This window comes from Streptomyces sp. NPDC001407 (genome assembly GCF_042895325.1).
In the GTDB taxonomy this organism is placed as follows: domain Bacteria; phylum Actinomycetota; class Actinomycetes; order Streptomycetales; family Streptomycetaceae; genus Streptomyces.
The window spans coordinates 184,949-200,016 of record NZ_JBIAWF010000015.1 but is presented as its reverse complement, the minus strand read 5'-3'; the positions used below and the strand labels follow the sequence as shown (position 1 = coordinate 200,016).

Here is a 15,068-nt window from a genome sequence, read left to right as displayed (position 1 = left end):
GGGACCGCCGATTCCGTTGCACTGCTGCTTAGTTCGGAGAAGACCTCTGGGTTATGAGCCCAGCGAGCTACCGAGCTGCTCCACCCCGCGTCGGTACGTGGAACAGTACGGCATCGACACGACGGGTGCGAACCGGTTCTCGATCACTGCGGCGCAACCCCACTTCAGTGTCGGAGAACTCGCACGAGCTTGGCCGGGTCGAGGAGGGGAGCCCCCTCCGGGCCCTTGAGGTGATCGTCGATCCACAACGGCCGGGTGGCCTGGCGGGACGGGAACCAGTGGTCGCGCCAGTGCCCGCCCACAACCCACTGGTACCGGTCGTAGCGGCGCTGATCGCCAGCAGCAGGCCGTGCGGGGGCACGCCGCCGGTGCCGGAGGTACACGTACCGGACGGAGGCGAGGAGGTTCGGGTCGAGCCGAGCCAGATGCTTCGTCGCCGCCTTGGGCGCCCGGACCTCTTCCTCGCGGACGATGGTCTGACCGATCAGCAGCCACGACGCGATCAGCGCCCGCTCGGCCAGCTCCTGGCGGGACGCGGCAAGGCAGCGGTCTTCGAGTTCGGCCCAGGACATGGACGAGGTATCCGACGGCGTGGCGGCCAGCCAGCCGGGCGTCTTCCGGAAAGGCAGGAACCCGGCGAACATGCAGACGATCGGCTGCGGATGCCGAAGCCGCAACGCCCGTGTCTCGGCGACGGACAGGCTCCGCAGGCCGAGCTTGGGATCGCCCTCCGCCATGGACGTGATCCAGTGCTCGCGCGAGGTCCACAGCCGAAGGTAGACGCGGTTCTGCAAGGTCGCCCACGAGGCGGCGATCAGCGGCGCACCGGTCAGTTCACCGCCGTGGTGAACCGGGGTGACTGGCTCCTCCCACATCAGCAGCCCGCGCGGGGACGGCACGTCCTCCTCGTGGAGCCGGTAGGACGGCAGGGCGACGCCCGCGGACACGGCGGTCCGGGACATGCCCGCGGACACGTAGAACAGGTCCGCCGTCCGCAACGTCGTGGCCCACGTGCCGGCGGCCCGCCGCTCGTCGGCCGCGATACGCGGCTCGTGGCCGAACGCCCACGTCGCCGGGCCGCCGAGCGGGCCAGGGTCGGCCAGCCAGGCAGCCATCTCGGCGCGGACCAAAGGGAGATCGCGAGCGCGTATGCCATGCACCGAGCTTTCGTTCCTTTCCAGACGGGGCGAAGCGTCCGGCGCTCCGCTGGCAGCGGCGGGCAGGTAGAAGGACGGCCGGGCACCGTTCCCGCGAAAGGGCTCTTGCTGGCCCGGGACAAATCCCTAGGTGTGTTCCCGGCCGTCCATCTACCCGTCCGCTCCTTCCTGGAGTGCCTTGGGGAACGCCTTGCGCTCCCGGTAGGGCTCGCCCGTCCGCAGGCAGTAGTGCAGGGAGGACAGCAGTCGGCCGTAGAGGTTCCGCAGCGCGGAACGGTACGGGTCACCGACTTCCCGACGCCGGTCGTAGTGGGCCCGGCAGCCGGGGGAGCGAGTCAGCGTGGTGAACGCCCAGACGTAGCCGACGGCCTTGAGGTTCTGGTTGGCGACCCGCCGGAAGGTTACGGAGCTGCTGGAGCCGCTGGCCCACGTCAGCGGGGCGGCCCCCGCGTACGCCCGGAGTCCCCTGGCGGTGGCGAAGCGGTCCGGGTCGTCGCCGATTTCGCCCAGGAGCCGCGCGCCGATCACCGGCCCGCAGCCGGGGAAGCTCCGGTAGATCTCGGCATGGGGGTGGGCGAGGAACGCGGTCGTGGTCTGTTCGGTGAGGGCATCGGCGGACCGGCATGCTTGATCGAGGAGAGCGAGCGCCGCCAGCGTCTGTCGCCCCATGGCCTCCTCGATCCGGGCCGGCTGGCGGAGCCGGTTCTCCCGGAAGACGGCGCGTAGCCGCTCGGCGTGGTCGTCGACCAGCCGGAATCGGCCCGCTGCTTCGAGAGTGTCGGCGATCTTCCGTTTACTCAGCGCCGCCGCCTGCTCGGGCGTGGGTGCGAGCGCGAGAACCGCCCGTGCCTCGGCACGCACCAGCCCGTGAGGCAGCCCTGACCACGCCTCCAGCGCGGCGGGGAAGTAGTCGCGCAGGTGGCTGCGCAGCTGGGCGCGGTGGTAGTCCCGGGTGCGCACGGCCCGCAGCTGCGCCCGCGCGAGGACCGTGATCGCCGCCGCCTCGTCGGAGTTCGTGAACAGGGCCCTGTGCAGTGCGCCGTCCGTCCGCAGGATGTTCGCGAGTAGCGCGGCGTCCGTCCGGTCGGACTTCTTCTTCGTCGGGTTCAGGCGGCCCCGGTAGCGGGCGACGACCGACGGGTTGAGGGCCACAACCTGCTGGCCGGACGCGCGCAGCGCGCCCACGAGGAGCCCGCGGCTCGTCTCGATCGCTATCGGGACCTGCTTGCGGCTGTGCCGGTGGCTCCGGCTGAGACCGCGCAGGAGCTGAAGCAGCTCCTTGATCCCCTCCGGGCTCTCCTCGACCCGGGCGGCGGCGACGACCTCGCCCGCGCGGTCCACGACGGCGACGTCGTTGAGACCTTCCGACCAGTCGATGCCGCAGAAGTACTTGGCCACCCCGCCCCTCCAGTGTGGTCGACGTGCCGCCCAGAAGGCGGCCACCCCCGAGGCCAGCACCAGCAGCAGCCGTCCGAAACCGGCAGCGACGCGGTGATCATCAGCCCGTAGGGTGAACCATATATGGATCACTCCGGGGTGGTGCGTACCGGGTGATGCGGGGACGGGATGATTAAGGGGACAAGGAATGCAGGAGTGGTGGGAAGGGCCGGAATTGCGCGACGACCAGGTCCCCTGTCGCTATGTCGCCGCAGGGGAGTGGCCGAACGCCCGCCTCCAGGTCGACGCACCGCTCAGCGCCCACTACGGCCAGGAAGTCGCGCGGCGCCTCAAGGCCGCCATGGACCAGCAACGGATCTCCCAGCGCACTCTGGCCCGGCTGTGCGCCGTCGCCCAAGCCACCATCAGCCGCACCCTCCGCGGGGAAGTGCTCCCCGACCTCGGCACGCTCGCCAAGCTCGAAGCCGCCCTCGGCGTCGACATCTACCCCACTGGCCTGTTCCGCAACACCCCCAGCCCCACGACACCCGACCATCCCCGGCCGTGACCTTGGCCTGATGGCGTCGGTGAAGTGGCAACAGGAAACTTTCTCCAGCCTCTGCCGCGCGCCCCGCTCGTGCACTTCCCTGGGGGCATGCCCACCTACTGGAGCCCCCTGGAGAAGGCGCTGCGCCGCCTGGACTCGTTGCACGCCCGCGGTCAGGAGACGGCCGCGATCGAGGCCGCCGTCGACCTGGTGGTCCGCCACCAGCAGCTGCTCGGCCCGATGGCCCGCCGGGCCGGGGTCAGCGCCCACTGCCTCCGCAAAGCGGTGTACGCCGACCCGGACGTTGCAGCCCTGATGCGCAAGGCCGACGAGGACGCGGCCAAGGTCCGGGCCCGCGAGTCCGAGTAGAAGAACCCCCCGCACCTCTCACCGCTCACGCGGCAACCTCTGAGTCTAGGAGAGCCCTGCAATGTGCTGTCGGTATCGCTCGATCTCATCCTCGGCCAGGGCCAGGTGGCCCGGCTCGGACGCGTTCATGGGGTGGGCCATTGCGTGGCGAAGCGCCAGATAGATCGGCCCCGGCAAGTTCAGCAGCAGCCGCCCCTGCTCGGTCGTCTCGACGGCCATCCAGTTGTCCGGGTGGTCCTCGTCCTCAACATTGGTCACCTCGATGGTGCTCACAGCGGTCACGGTCAAAACCGGTGGAAGGTCGGTCATGACTACCTCTGTACCGATGCGCGTGTGGGGCAGCCACCGGCAAGGGCCAGACGGGCGACAGCCCCCTGGGGCGCAACTCCAGCCCAGGGGAGGGCGACCGCCTGTTGGGATCGCTCACCGCCGCCCGGACAACCTGCCATCGCGGTACGACGTGGTCCCGACCGCGCTGTGCATCGGGTCCGCGAGCTGGGTCAGTGCGTGCACGGCGGCATCCATGCGGTCCGGGGAGTCCATGCCAGCGACCCATCGGACCATCTGCTGTTCGAGGGTCGGCCACTGCCCGACGTGGTGCACACGCCCCTGCTCGTACAGCTGAGCAATCGGCTCCGCGCGCAAGCGTTTGCCCTGCTTCGCGGTGACCGACAGGATCGCGGGCATCAGCATGCCCTCCGTGCGGCCCTCCCGCTGGAGCTCCTGCCACGCCTGCTGAACGATCTGTCGGCTCATGTCTCCCCCGAAGTTCGACTCAATGATGATGGCGTCCGCGCGCAGCTCGATCGCCAACAGGCACGTTTCTGCACCCCACGTCTCGGCGCCGAGGTTTCCCGAGCGGTCGTCCAGGACGTACAGGTGACCGTCGCGGTCGCGGGCCGCCGCGACGATGCCGCACTCGTCCCCGACCGCGGACTCCCCGCCGGCCGGGTCGACCGCGACGACGATCCGCGCGAGGTCGATGCCGCGCAGCTGGGCTGCGCTGATGCGATGGTCGGTGATCCAGTCCCACTGCCACACACCGCCTTCCATCGGGCGCGGCTGCTGCATGTACAGCGACCACCACACCCGTTCGCCGACGCTGCGCCGGATCTCCTCCAGCGCCGGTTCGTCGTACCGCTCCGGCCACAGCGCCGTCCCGACCGGCCGGCCGAGGGCGTCGTTCTCGCTGAGGGCGAGGGCGGGCAGGTCGATGTGCGTCCACCGCTCGGCCTCCTCCGCGAGGATGCGCCCGGCGAGGTCGTCCTCGTCCCACCGGGTCTGGATGACGATCACCGACCCGCCCGGTTCGATACGGGTCAGCAGGACCGCCTGCCACCATTCCCACAGGCGGCGGCGCATCGTGGGCGACGCGGCCTCTGCGGCGTCCTTGATCGGGTCGTCTACCACCGCCAGGTGGGCGCCCTTGCCCGTCAGGCCGCCGCCAACACCGGCCGCGACGAAGCCGCCCTCGGAGCCGTCGAGGTCGAACCGGTTCGCCGCGGACGAGCCGGGCCGCAGGGCGACGCCGATCTGCGGCCCGTACGCGAGGATCGCGTCCCTGATCCACCGACCATGGTCGTCGGCCAAGTCCGACGAATAGCTGGCGATCATCACCCGGTGGTCCGGGCGGCGGCGCAGGTACCACAGCGGCGCCCACCGGGCGGCCCGCCGCGACTTGCCGTGCCGGGGCGGCATCGTCAGCAGCAACCGCGTCGGCCGCCCCGCCGCCACCGCCTCGAACGCGGCGTCGATCTGCGCGAGATGCGAGGCCTGCATCTCGCGCCCCTCCGTGAGGACCGCCGCCATCGACCCCGGGGAACGGTCCAGCGCCATCTCGCGCTCGATGGCGACGAGACGGGTACGCAACTGCGGGGACGAGACGGCGGCGATCTCACGGCGACGCTCGGCGGAGAGCGTCCGATAGGTCTGGAGGACCGCCGCCTCGTCAGCCCTCCGCACGCTCGGCCGGCTGGCCACCGGCCAGGCCGATCAGGCGCTCCAGCTCCTCCAGGGTCCCGGCCTCCACCTGAACCGGGGCGCCGTCCGGGCCCGACAGCTCCGTGCGCGTCGGCTGGTCCAGGCCCAGCAGGCGGCACTCGCGCTCGATGATGCGCACCGCCCGGTCCACGGCCTGGTAGTCCCCGTTCCGGATGGCCTGCCGGTACATGGGGAAGAACAGCTTCTCCAGGCGCTCCATCATCAGCTGACGGAGCTGATCGGTGCTGTCGCCGAGCGCGGCAGCCCGCTCGTCCAGGGCCTCGCGGAGGTCGCGGCTGGCCATGTCGATCAGCTGCTTGTCGGTGGGCGGCTCCAGCCCCTGCTGATACTTCTCGGCCCCGTACCCCTGCGGGTAGGCGACACCATCACTGTTGACGGCGGGGTCGGCGGCGAGCTTCCGGCCGATCGTCAGCCAGTCGACGCCCGCGATCTTCAGATCGATGGCGTCGGTACGGCGCTGCGTGATGGCGGCCCGGACGGCGCGGCTGGGGCGGCCCATGAACTGACTCCCTGGGCCCCGCGCCCTACACCCATGATCTCGTAACGCGGGCCGATCCCGTCAGTGGCAGAGCTTGCCGTTGCTTGCCGCTGGTTGCCGTACGGTGAACTTCGGAGAACAACATGCCAGTTTGATGGCAGGTCTCCCGCTTTGCCCGTGCTGCCGTGCTCCTGCCCACGCCCCCAGGGGATCGTCGGACCGACGTGAGGCAGAGCGTCCCGAGGGGACCGGGCCCAGTGGGCGGGACCGGTTCCCTCGACGCTGTTCGACGGCGCGGGTCTACATCAGCGGCATCTGTCCGCGGACCCAACTGGAGCGCCGCCCCCGGGACGGCGGGTTGTCGATGCTCTGCAGGCCCCGCTCCTTCGCTAGATGGTGAGCGAACTGCCAGTTCCGGCACGTCGAGAACGCCCGGTCGCCGGCATGCGGGTCGTCGGCGGGGACGGCCTCGGAGCCGAACGGGATCGGGCGGGCGTCGGTGAGGGTGATGTGCAGGCCCTCGACCTGGAGTTCGTGCCGGTCGCCCGGTGCCGCCTCGAAGGCGAGGTGGGCGTTGGTCGCCCACCTTCGGGTGACGCCGCACAGGTACCAGACGATCGGAGGTTCGAACTCGTCCAGCGGCCCCTGCATCACCTCCTCGTTGGGGCTCACGAACTTGCTGTAGCGGCCGTGCAGGGACCGCGCGCAGTGCCGCCCGAGATCCACCCCCGTCACATACTTCAGCCACACGAATTGATGGAATGCCTCACGCTTGATGCGTATCTCTGGAACAACCACTACGCCCCCACGAAAGAGAATTCAATATAACCGCCTCTATTTTATAGGAATTGCCGATGGCGGGCAATTTCTCAACCCCGGGATTCGCATGCGTCCATAAGGGCCTTCGTTAGCGGCTTATGGCGATTGTGGCGATAATTCCCGGGGTATTCCATATTGAATTCCGTCTCCAGTGCCAGGCGTCGCCGCTCAGGGGCCACCGGCAAGGGCTTCCGGCACACCCCGTAGATGTTGCTGCCCTTCGCCGAGCCCTTGACCTCCACCTCCCCGAAGAAACGAGACAGCGACGCATGCAGCGTCTCCGGGCTGTGGAACTTCTGCATCGTCCACACCCCGGCCCGGAACGTCGCCGAAAAATTATTCTCGTCCAGGAAGTCCAGCCCGCACCTGTACTTGTTCGACGCCAGCTTCTTGGCCGTCCGCTTCTTCTCGATACTGCCTAGGCTCCGCGTCCCCGTAATGAACGTCCCATCCGCCGCCAGGAGCGAATTGCAGGCGATCAGCACATGCTCCTCGAACGAGGGCGACGTCACCGAGTTCAGCACCGAGTCCAGCACCACCATGTCGTACAGCCCGCGCTGACCGACATCCCGCTGGAGATCACGGATCTGCGCGACGCTCGCGGCCACGTCGAGGCTGCCCGCCGTTCCCTCGGTCCGTACGTGCGGCTCGTACCAGTGCGCGTCGAAGCCCTGCGCCCGCAGCCGGCGGATGTACGCGGCCTCCCCGGCCCCGAAGTCCACGATGCGCTGCCCGCGTTGAACCATCGGCAGCACGAACTTCTCGTACGTCGTGCTGCGGTTCGACGTCCCGTCCTCACCGCTCAACCTGTGCATCTGGCACTTGTGCTGGTTGTACGCCTTGATCTGCACGCCGCTGTAGTCGTACACGCCGTACTCGCCATCCAGCCACTGCGCCAGCTCGTCGGCCTCCTGCACCGACACCCGGTACACCAGCAGCGGAACCCGAAGGTCCTTGCACACCACCGCGTAGTCCTGGTTGAGGATCACCCGGCCCCGGTGATCGGCGACGATGGACCCCCACGTCCCGTAGCCCGAGATCAACCTGCGGATCTCAGAGTGCACCACCGCGTTCGCCCGCGACCGCACACTGATCTGATCCGGCTCCAGCCACGACCACCCGTGCTCGTGCTCCGCACAGGCCGGCACCCGCACCGTCGACCCGTCCGTCTCCACCGAGTTGTGCAGCAAGTTGAACCGGATCTCATCGTGCAGCGAAACCTGATCGTCGAGCACAATCGCAGGCACCCGGTCCACGCCGATCGCCTTCAAGCTCTTCGTCCGCTGGTGGCCCGCCACCAGAGTGCCGCCCCGGTTGACAATCACGGGCTTGACACAACCGAACAAGTCCAGCGACTGCTTGAGGCGGCCAAACGCCTCCTCGCTCAGCCGACGCGGGTTGTAGTCTGCCGGCCGCAGCTCGGACAGCGGCATCGACTCGATGAACTCAGGCACCAGCGGCCACCGTTCGCGCGCTGCCGTCCATGACGTGGTGCCCGAACCCGCCGTCGGTGCCGTGCGCCTCGACATACGCCGTGTGCGCCGCCGTCAGTCGGTCGATCTCGTCGCTCGTGACCTGCACACGTGTGGTACCCCACTGCATGTACCCCCACTGGAGGTAGTCGTTGGCGGGCGCGGCCCCCTCGGAGTCCTGGGTCTCCGTCGGCAGGGCCGACGGCAGCTCGACCTTGTCCAGCAACTCGTCGAGCGCGTCCTGGTCGTAGCCGGTGCCGTCCAGGTCGGGCAGCTCGCTAAGGATGTCCGCCAGCAGCACGCTGTCGTACCCCGCGAGGTCGGAGGACCGGTTGTCGACGATGACGATCTTCGCCGCCGCCTCGTCATCGACGTCCAGCCACGTGACCGCGATCTCCTCCCACCCGAGCTCCTTCGCGGCCTTGAACGTGTGGTTGCCCGCGAGGATCTCGTTCGGCCGGCCGGTCAGGCTGCCCTTGTTGACGACGACCGGGCGGTACTGGCCGTTCGTCGCCAGAGACTCGGAGATCGCCGCGACGTCACCGGTGCGCGGATTCCGGTGATACGGGGCCAGGTCCGCGATCGGGACGGCGAGATCCGCCAACGAGGCCGGGATACGGGCAGCAGAAGACGACACGAAGGGCTCCAGCAGCCCCCGCGCCCGCACACGAGCCTAGGTACACGAACAGGGCACCCGAACCGCCCCGGATTCCACGAACCGGGCCCTCGGGCAGGACGCCTCGGCTACGCTCCCGAGGCATGGGAGAGAGGGATGTGGCAGCAGCGCACACCGTGCGGCTGCTCTCCCAGTGGAAGGCGTTTGACGGGCTGATCGACGTAGCGTCGCGAACGGACTTCGAGCCGCCCTCGTCCACCTGCGCGGAAGGCGGCGTATCGAACGTTCTGCGCGCCCTGTCCATGGTGCAGGACCTGGCCAGCACGGCGCCTCGCGGGGTGCTGCACTTCGAGTCGCACGGCCGCTTCCGCCACGAGACCAAGGCCGTGGACATGGCGAGCTTGCCGCATCCGGGCATACCGGCGTTGCTGGACGTCGAAGAACTCGACGCACTTGGAGACCTAGCCCGGCGCGCAGCCAAGCAGATAGCCGGAGGGTCAATCCTCCGGTTCCTCACCCCGCAGTTTGTCCACGATGCGGCCAAGCAGCACTCGCCGTTCCAGGACATGCCCGGACTGGTTGTAGAGGACGAGGCCCATCATCTGGGCGCGTCGTCAGAGGCGTTCCAGGAACTGGTCACGCGACTCCAGCACCTGGGTTCCGGCAAGACGAACAGCCACCTGGCCCTGCTGCTGATCTCGGTGGCAGGACAGCGGCACCGCCGGGGCTGGGAAGACCAGTTCATTGCCTCCGCCTTCGACGGCTCCCGTTTCGTGCGCCGGCATCTGCGCGCCCTCGTGGAGCGTATGGGGCAAGCCCTACGCGAACACCGGGACCGGTTGAATGCTCAGGAGTGCCGAGGCCGTGTTCATCTCCGTACGCCTCTCCAGGGAGCCTTGACCCGAAAGGCACCACCGACGGAGCTGCCCGTGCGGTTGCTCCAGGTGAAGGCCGGTGACCTAGTGAGCCCGCCCATGCTCCTCGCTGCGTAGGCCCGCTCTCTCGGACCGCGCCCGGCCCGCGGTGGAGTCGACGATGTTTGGGTTCTTGGGCGTTTTGCCGGGTGCGGCCAGCGGATCGCTGATCGTCCTGCTGATCGGTGTGTGTCTCTTCTTCCTCGTCGTGCTGGTCATCGGGGTCTTGGCCCTGCGCCGGGTGGACCCGGCCGGTCTCCCCGAAGTGCTGCGCGCCCTGGGTGGCTGGTTCCCCTGGAACCGTGGGCCTCGGCGTCGTCGGTGAACGCCCGGGACGCACGGTGGTGTGGGTCGACCCTGGGGGCGAGTCCAGCAGGGTCGAGGGCAAGCTGTGGCTGCTACGACGCTGGCAGGCCAGTCATGGGCCAAATCGCAGCTCCAGCGAGACCTTGCCCAGTGCGAGGGCGGGAACGCCTCCGCTTACTTCACCGGCGACTTTCCAGTCTTTTAGGGTCAGATACTTGCTAATAAAGCGCCAGAGCCTCTTAGAGATGGAAGCGATCAGCGGCTTGATGCGCTGAATGAAAAAGTTGGAGATTTTCCCGGGATTTGGGTGTGGGTCGTGGATGGTGAGGCTGGCAATGTCGGCTTCGATCATGCTCAGCGCCGAGAGCGCCTCGACTGCGTCTTGTTGGAGGGATGCTGCATCGTCGTCGGGGATCCTATTCATGGCGTTGATGATGTAAGCGTGCGAGGTCAGTACGCGGTCGTAAACGTACTTCGCTCGCTCTCGCAAGGCTCTCTCCTCCTCGTCGGTAGTGTCTATCCACGGCTTTAGAGCTTCGGAAATTTCGTGGAGGTCCATCTCCACCATGCCGATCTGCGCTGCGTCGCCGCTCTTGTTCGCTTTGCTGGATTCGCTTCTAGGCATTGCTGGTTTTCCTCTCCTCTGAAGGGTGCTATAGGGAGAGTCGGATGGTTGGAGCAGAGCCCTTAGAGAGGCCACCTGAGAGCACCGCGAAGGCAGCGCATGGCTGGTTTGCTCGGCTCCGGCTTCATTGTCCGCCTTGAGTCGTGGCGTGTCGCGGGGCAGCATGGCGGGGGCCACCGCACCGGTCTAAAGGTTTTGAAGAGTTTAGATATCAACTTCTATCGGTCGTGGGCGTGGCGCCCCTGTGCCCTTGACCGCGTCGGGGGGATGTCCTCGGAGCTCCTGCCCGGGGACGGGAGGGGCACACGCGGACGAGGGCTGCGGCGCGGCATCCAGCGTCGCAGCCGCCACCAGCGCGTCCAGCCTGGCCCGTTCCGCAGATCGGGATACCTGACGGTCGCCTCCGGGTACACGGTGCGCACCCACAGCGGGCGGCCCACGATGATCCGGTCGGCGCCGGTCAGCGGGTCGTCATCCTGGAAACGCCACCGGTTCGGGTCGAGGGCGACATCGGTGTAGACCTCGGCGAAGAAGGTGCAGTCGCCGTTGTGCCCCATGGTGAAGCCGCGGGTCTCAGGCCGCTCGTAGTCGGTGTCGGGGCCCGTGTGCCCTTGCTGAAGGGCAATCTTCAGCGCCTCGGAAGACCGGTACTGCTCGTCGTCCTGCAGGTAGGTGTTCTCCCTGCCGCGGGTGCGCAGCAGCTCCTCGATCGCTGGTGCCGATGACGGCGTCCAGCCGTCTTCGAAGTCGTCCCACGGGCCAAAGCCAGCCACGTTGTCCATGCCGCCGAACAGACAGATGTCCACGCGCTGGCCGGTGGCACTGTGGGTCCGGATGTGCAGCAGCGCGGCAGGACCTTTGGCGTACCGGTGAATGAACCGGGAAAACGAGACCTTTCCTGTGCCCTTGACGAACGCGGCCGGCGGCGGGGCGACGAAGTCCTCGACCACGGCCGCGTGCAGCGCCTTCTCCACCTGCTGCGCCTCACCGAGCCGATTGCGTGTCAGGCGCTCGCCTCCGGCGCGGCTGGCCTGGAACACGTGCCAGTTCAGGCCCACCGTCCATCGCCCGCGCCTCGCCAAGTCGATGCCGTTGTCCTCCGCGATGCGCCGGACTGCCCGGTCCGACCAGTACAGGTACCTGCCGATCACGCCTCGCCCTTCCCCATGTGAGGTTGGCATCCTGCCACCGGGCGACAAGCAGGATGTCCGGAATCACCGAACTGGGCCCAAGGGCACCGCCTGCTCCTCCTCGGCCCTCGGGCTGTCGGAGTCGTGTGCAGGCGCGTGGCTGTCAGTAGGAGATGTCCCCGCTGCCCGCCGCCCAGATCACCGTGCCGATCGTTCCGACGCGGTGAAGGATCGCCTCCGCGGCCTTGGCCTCATCCTCAGGGACCGGCGAGTTCTCCCAGCGCCACGTCTCTTCGCAGACGTCGGCGTACATCTCCACGAGGCGCAGCATGGGGCTGCCGCTCAAGCGGTCGCGCCACAGCGGCAGAACCTCGCCCGTCAGCTCCCGCGCCATCCCGGCACACTCCGCGATGGTCTGCGCGAGCAGCCGTTCCCGCGCGCTCTGCGCGGCGGAGGGCTGCTCTCGGAGCTCGCCCTCCAGCCGCTTCCGGCGGACGAAGAGCGCGCTGGCGAGCCGGATCTCTTCCTCGCTCGGCGCCCACATGCCCTGGGTGAGCGCGTGCTCGATCGTCTTCAGTTCTTCGTTCGCCATGGCCGACACCGTAGCGGGGGCAGCTCAGGTCAGCCGAACCGGGATGCGGGCCCCGACGACCAGGCCGTCGGCGACGGCCCGGAGGAAGACCGGTTGCCCGGTCGGCCCGTCTTCCGGCTTCGAGGAGACCTGGCGCGCGACGGAGAGGAGGGTGCTGGTGATTGCCGCCCTCATGTCCTCGTCCCAGTCGACCTGTCGTGGCAGGCCGAAGGTGCCGGGAAGCGTCGTCACGAGGATGGCCTGGCCTACGTCGTTGGCGGCCTGCACCCACTCCGGTGCGACCGCCCACCCCGGATCACCGGCGCTCATGAAGACCCCGGACCCGCCGGCCTCGCTGTCCTCCGGGCACACGATCGCGGAGAAGTAGCCGTCCTTCCCCAGCAGCATCTCCCAGCCCGGGACGACGGGCAGGGCGGCCAGTTCGGTGTGTGCGCCCAGGACGGCGAAGCCCTCGTTGGCCATCGCGCCGAAGACGCCGCTGCGCGCCGTCCTGGTCCCGTCGTTCGCCTCGTCGACGACCACGTCCGTGTTGGCCATTTCGATGACCATCAGCGGCCAGGTGCGACCCCCGGAGGAGACGACCTCCGTCATGGCGAAGGCCCTGCCGACCTTGGTCCCCCACCAGCGTTCGTTCAGTTCGTCCAGGCCCTTGTCCGTGAGGCTGATCAGCTGCGGCGGTGCGCACAGCTCGTGGCACAACATGGTGATGTGCGACGGCCTGTCCGGGTCGCCTGCCGCGTCGACCATGACGGCGGCCTGGAGGGAGGTGGCGTCGATCCGCAGGTCGATGGTCTTGCCGCACTCCACACACCGGTGAATGGGCGTGAACCCGTACGCTGCCGCCGCCTTCGCCAAGATCCGCGATGGCACGGCAGCACGGATTACGTCGCTCACGGCGACCAGCTCCGGCATCGTCACCGGCTTGTTCTCTGACACGCTGCGTCCCCCTCCGGACTGACGAGCCCTACGCTCACGGTCACCGTATAAGAGCAGCGCGCCGCTGCTCGGCCGTGTAGGTGCGCTGGAACGGGTTGGCCACGGTCATGGTCGCCTCGGACTCGATGACCATTGGCAGGCTGTACAGCTGCTCGGCGATGTGCTCGGCACAGTCCTCGTGGGCCCGGCCGTGCGGGGCCGCGACGGGCGGGGTGTAACCGCTGTCCTCGGCGTTGGGCCGGTCCCCGGACCCTTCGGCCCGGGTGCGTATCCATATGTCGGCTGGAACGTGGATCGACCAGTTCATGGTGAAGCGCACCTGTCCGTCGAGCTGGGCAGGCAGGTAGTGGATGCCGAGATGGTGGAGGCGGGCGTCGGTGGCGTCCAGCATCGGGGTGTAGCAGAGGGCGTCGGAGATGTACCAGGGGAGTTCGGGCAAGCACCGGCTGGGGTCGCTGCCTGCGGCGTCGGCCCAGGTGTCGGGGTCGGCCTCCCACCGGGTGTCGAGGCGGACGATCATGCGGCTGCTCCTTGGGCGTGGATACGGGGTGAGGCCAGGGGCGGCGCGGTGTGCGCTGCCCCTGGCCTCACGTGCGTGAACAGGGCGGTCCCGGCGGCCGGCGGCTCCTGGCTGCCGGGCCGGTGTCAGACGGGCATGGTCGTGCCGCCCTTGCGGTCGGCGAGCATGTAGGCGCCGAAGATGTCCCTGGGGTTGAACTCCTTGGCACCGGAGGGCGCTTCGACGGTGGGCGCGTCAGCGTGGATGCCGAGGACGAGCGGCAGTTCGCCCTTGATCTTCTTGTCGAACTGGGCGAGGTCGACGGTCAGGCCGGAGACCGTGCCGTTCTTGATGGCGACGTCCACGGTGACGTCCTGGTCGGGGACGTCGTCCAGGTCGCGGACCAGCTTGTCGCCCTTCGTGCCGAGCTTGTCGGCCAGCGGCTTGAGGCCGTCGGCGAGTTCCTTCGCCGCCTTCTTCGCCGGCACGGTGACCTTCACGTGGTCGGCGCCGTCGCGGGCGGGCGCGCCCTTGTACTTCGCGTTGTTGCCGAGGGCCTTGCCGACGGCGCGCAGGACCTGCTGCTGGGTCTTCGCGTCCAGGCGGTCGCTCGCCGAGGGGTTGTCCTGGAAGGCGTCAGTGTCGAGGACGACCCACTCGCCGCGCAGGGCGTTCTTGAGGCCGTCCATGGACGGCGGCAGCTGCTCGGCCTTGCGGGCCAGCGCGTCGAAGTCCGGCTTGTCGGGGTCGTGGGACATGGCGGCCAGCGTCTTCAGGTCGGCTCGGGCGTAGAGCTTCTTGCCGCCGACAGCACGGACTTCGACCATGGGCTTGCCGCCGTTGCGGCTGATCGCGAACGCGGCGCGCGCACCGTCCTCGTCGTCGGGGCCGATGTCCACCAGCGGCTTGTCGTAGGACACCTGGTAGGACAGCTTCAGCTCGGCGAGCATGTCGGCGTCGCGGCGCTCGAAGTCCTCTTCGTCGCGCAGGGCCTTGTAGATCGTGTCGGCGTCCGCATCGAAGTGGACGTCCGCGGACAGGGCCTTCTGCTGCCCGAGTGCGTAGAACGCCTTCTTGACCTTGGCCTCGGCGGTGGTCGTGCTGCCGGTGATACCGCAGGCGGTGGAGGCGGCGGCTATGAGGGTCGCGCAGCCGACGGCGGCCAGGGTCTTCTTCTGCTTGCTGTTGATGATGGACTCCGAAGTGAGTGGCACGGGTGACCGGCGGGCG

18 protein-coding genes are annotated in these 15,068 nt (G+C 68.6%); 4 read left to right on the top strand and 14 right to left on the bottom strand.

The genetic code is table 11. The features are described 5' to 3' along the window. Nucleotides 1–164 precede the first annotated feature (164 nt). Both ACFY1P_RS21845 and ACFY1P_RS21840 read right to left on the bottom strand, forming a co-directional pair. Entirely contained in the window at nt 165–1,160 is a 996-nt protein-coding gene (locus tag ACFY1P_RS21845) for a hypothetical protein (protein WP_390751626.1), read from the bottom strand. Between the two features lie 147 nt (nt 1,161–1,307). Then, nucleotides 1,308–2,555: an IS110 family transposase gene (locus ACFY1P_RS21840; RefSeq protein WP_390751625.1), complete on the bottom strand. Its 1,248-nt coding sequence runs from the start codon at nt 2,553–2,555 to the stop codon at nt 1,308–1,310. Between the two features lie 187 nt (nt 2,556–2,742). Here ACFY1P_RS21840 and ACFY1P_RS21835 point away from each other — a divergent pair, with 187 nt between their 5' ends. Continuing rightward, a complete protein-coding gene (locus ACFY1P_RS21835) occupies nt 2,743–3,102 on the top strand; it encodes a helix-turn-helix domain-containing protein (protein ID WP_390751624.1) in 360 nt (119 codons plus the stop codon). A gap of 87 nt (nt 3,103–3,189) precedes the next feature. Then, nucleotides 3,190–3,450: a hypothetical protein gene (locus ACFY1P_RS21830; protein ID WP_390751623.1), complete on the top strand. Its 261-nt coding sequence runs from the start codon at nt 3,190–3,192 to the stop codon at nt 3,448–3,450. A 45-nt stretch (nt 3,451–3,495) separates the two neighbouring features. Here the strand turns inward: ACFY1P_RS21830 and ACFY1P_RS21825 are convergent, their stop codons facing one another. The 6 genes from ACFY1P_RS21825 to ACFY1P_RS21800 form a co-directional block, all read right to left on the bottom strand. Next, nucleotides 3,496–3,759: a hypothetical protein gene (locus tag ACFY1P_RS21825; protein WP_390751622.1), complete on the bottom strand. Its 264-nt coding sequence runs from the start codon at nt 3,757–3,759 to the stop codon at nt 3,496–3,498. A gap of 114 nt (nt 3,760–3,873) precedes the next feature. Further along, nucleotides 3,874–5,412, bottom strand: coding sequence for a terminase large subunit domain-containing protein (locus ACFY1P_RS21820; RefSeq protein WP_390751621.1), 1,539 nt, complete (start codon nt 5,410–5,412; stop codon nt 3,874–3,876). After that, the gene (locus ACFY1P_RS21815) at nt 5,399–5,950 is read right to left on the bottom strand and encodes a hypothetical protein (protein ID WP_390751620.1); all 552 of its coding nucleotides are present in this window, start codon (nt 5,948–5,950) and stop codon (nt 5,399–5,401) included. Before ACFY1P_RS21815 ends, ACFY1P_RS21820 begins: the two co-directional genes overlap by 14 nt. 279 nt (nt 5,951–6,229) lie before the next feature. Continuing rightward, nucleotides 6,230–6,679 carry a hypothetical protein gene (locus tag ACFY1P_RS21810; RefSeq protein WP_390751619.1) on the bottom strand — a complete coding sequence of 150 codons (450 nt, stop codon included), beginning with the start codon at nt 6,677–6,679 and terminating at the stop codon, nt 6,230–6,232. A 119-nt stretch (nt 6,680–6,798) separates the two neighbouring features. Then, entirely contained in the window at nt 6,799–8,202 is a 1,404-nt protein-coding gene (locus ACFY1P_RS21805; protein WP_390751618.1) for a ParB N-terminal domain-containing protein, read from the bottom strand. After that, entirely contained in the window at nt 8,195–8,857 is a 663-nt protein-coding gene (locus ACFY1P_RS21800; protein WP_390751617.1) for a ParB/RepB/Spo0J family partition protein, read from the bottom strand. The genes ACFY1P_RS21805 and ACFY1P_RS21800 overlap by 8 nt, the downstream gene beginning before the upstream one ends. A 122-nt stretch (nt 8,858–8,979) precedes the next feature. Here ACFY1P_RS21800 and ACFY1P_RS21795 point away from each other — a divergent pair, with 122 nt between their 5' ends. Next, nucleotides 8,980–9,828 carry a hypothetical protein gene (locus tag ACFY1P_RS21795; protein ID WP_390751616.1) on the top strand — a complete coding sequence of 283 codons (849 nt, stop codon included), beginning with the start codon at nt 8,980–8,982 and terminating at the stop codon, nt 9,826–9,828. Nucleotides 9,829–9,883: 55 nt separating this feature from the next. Next, nucleotides 9,884–10,075: a hypothetical protein gene (locus ACFY1P_RS21790; protein ID WP_390751615.1), complete on the top strand. Its 192-nt coding sequence runs from the start codon at nt 9,884–9,886 to the stop codon at nt 10,073–10,075. A 93-nt stretch (nt 10,076–10,168) separates the two neighbouring features. Here ACFY1P_RS21790 and ACFY1P_RS21785 read toward each other — a convergent pair whose 3' ends face one another. The 6 genes from ACFY1P_RS21785 to ACFY1P_RS21760 form a co-directional block, all read right to left on the bottom strand. Beyond that, the gene (locus tag ACFY1P_RS21785; RefSeq protein ID WP_390751614.1) at nt 10,169–10,681 is read right to left on the bottom strand and encodes a hypothetical protein; all 513 of its coding nucleotides are present in this window, start codon (nt 10,679–10,681) and stop codon (nt 10,169–10,171) included. Between the two features lie 218 nt (nt 10,682–10,899). Beyond that, nucleotides 10,900–11,832, bottom strand: coding sequence for a DUF7019 family protein (locus tag ACFY1P_RS21780; protein WP_390751613.1), 933 nt, complete (start codon nt 11,830–11,832; stop codon nt 10,900–10,902). Between the two features lie 142 nt (nt 11,833–11,974). Next, nucleotides 11,975–12,403, bottom strand: a complete 429-nt coding sequence (locus tag ACFY1P_RS21775) for a hypothetical protein (RefSeq protein ID WP_390751612.1) — start codon at nt 12,401–12,403, stop codon at nt 11,975–11,977. A gap of 24 nt (nt 12,404–12,427) precedes the next feature. Further along, entirely contained in the window at nt 12,428–13,339 is a 912-nt protein-coding gene (locus ACFY1P_RS21770) for a hypothetical protein (RefSeq protein ID WP_390751611.1), read from the bottom strand. 40 nt (nt 13,340–13,379) lie between these two features. Continuing rightward, nucleotides 13,380–13,859, bottom strand: a complete 480-nt coding sequence (locus ACFY1P_RS21765; RefSeq protein WP_390751610.1) for a hypothetical protein — start codon at nt 13,857–13,859, stop codon at nt 13,380–13,382. Nucleotides 13,860–13,984: 125 nt separating this feature from the next. Further along, complete coding sequence (locus ACFY1P_RS21760) at nt 13,985–15,052, bottom strand: hypothetical protein (protein ID WP_390751609.1); 1,068 nt, start codon at nt 15,050–15,052, stop codon at nt 13,985–13,987. Between the last annotated feature and the right edge of the window lie 16 nt (nt 15,053–15,068).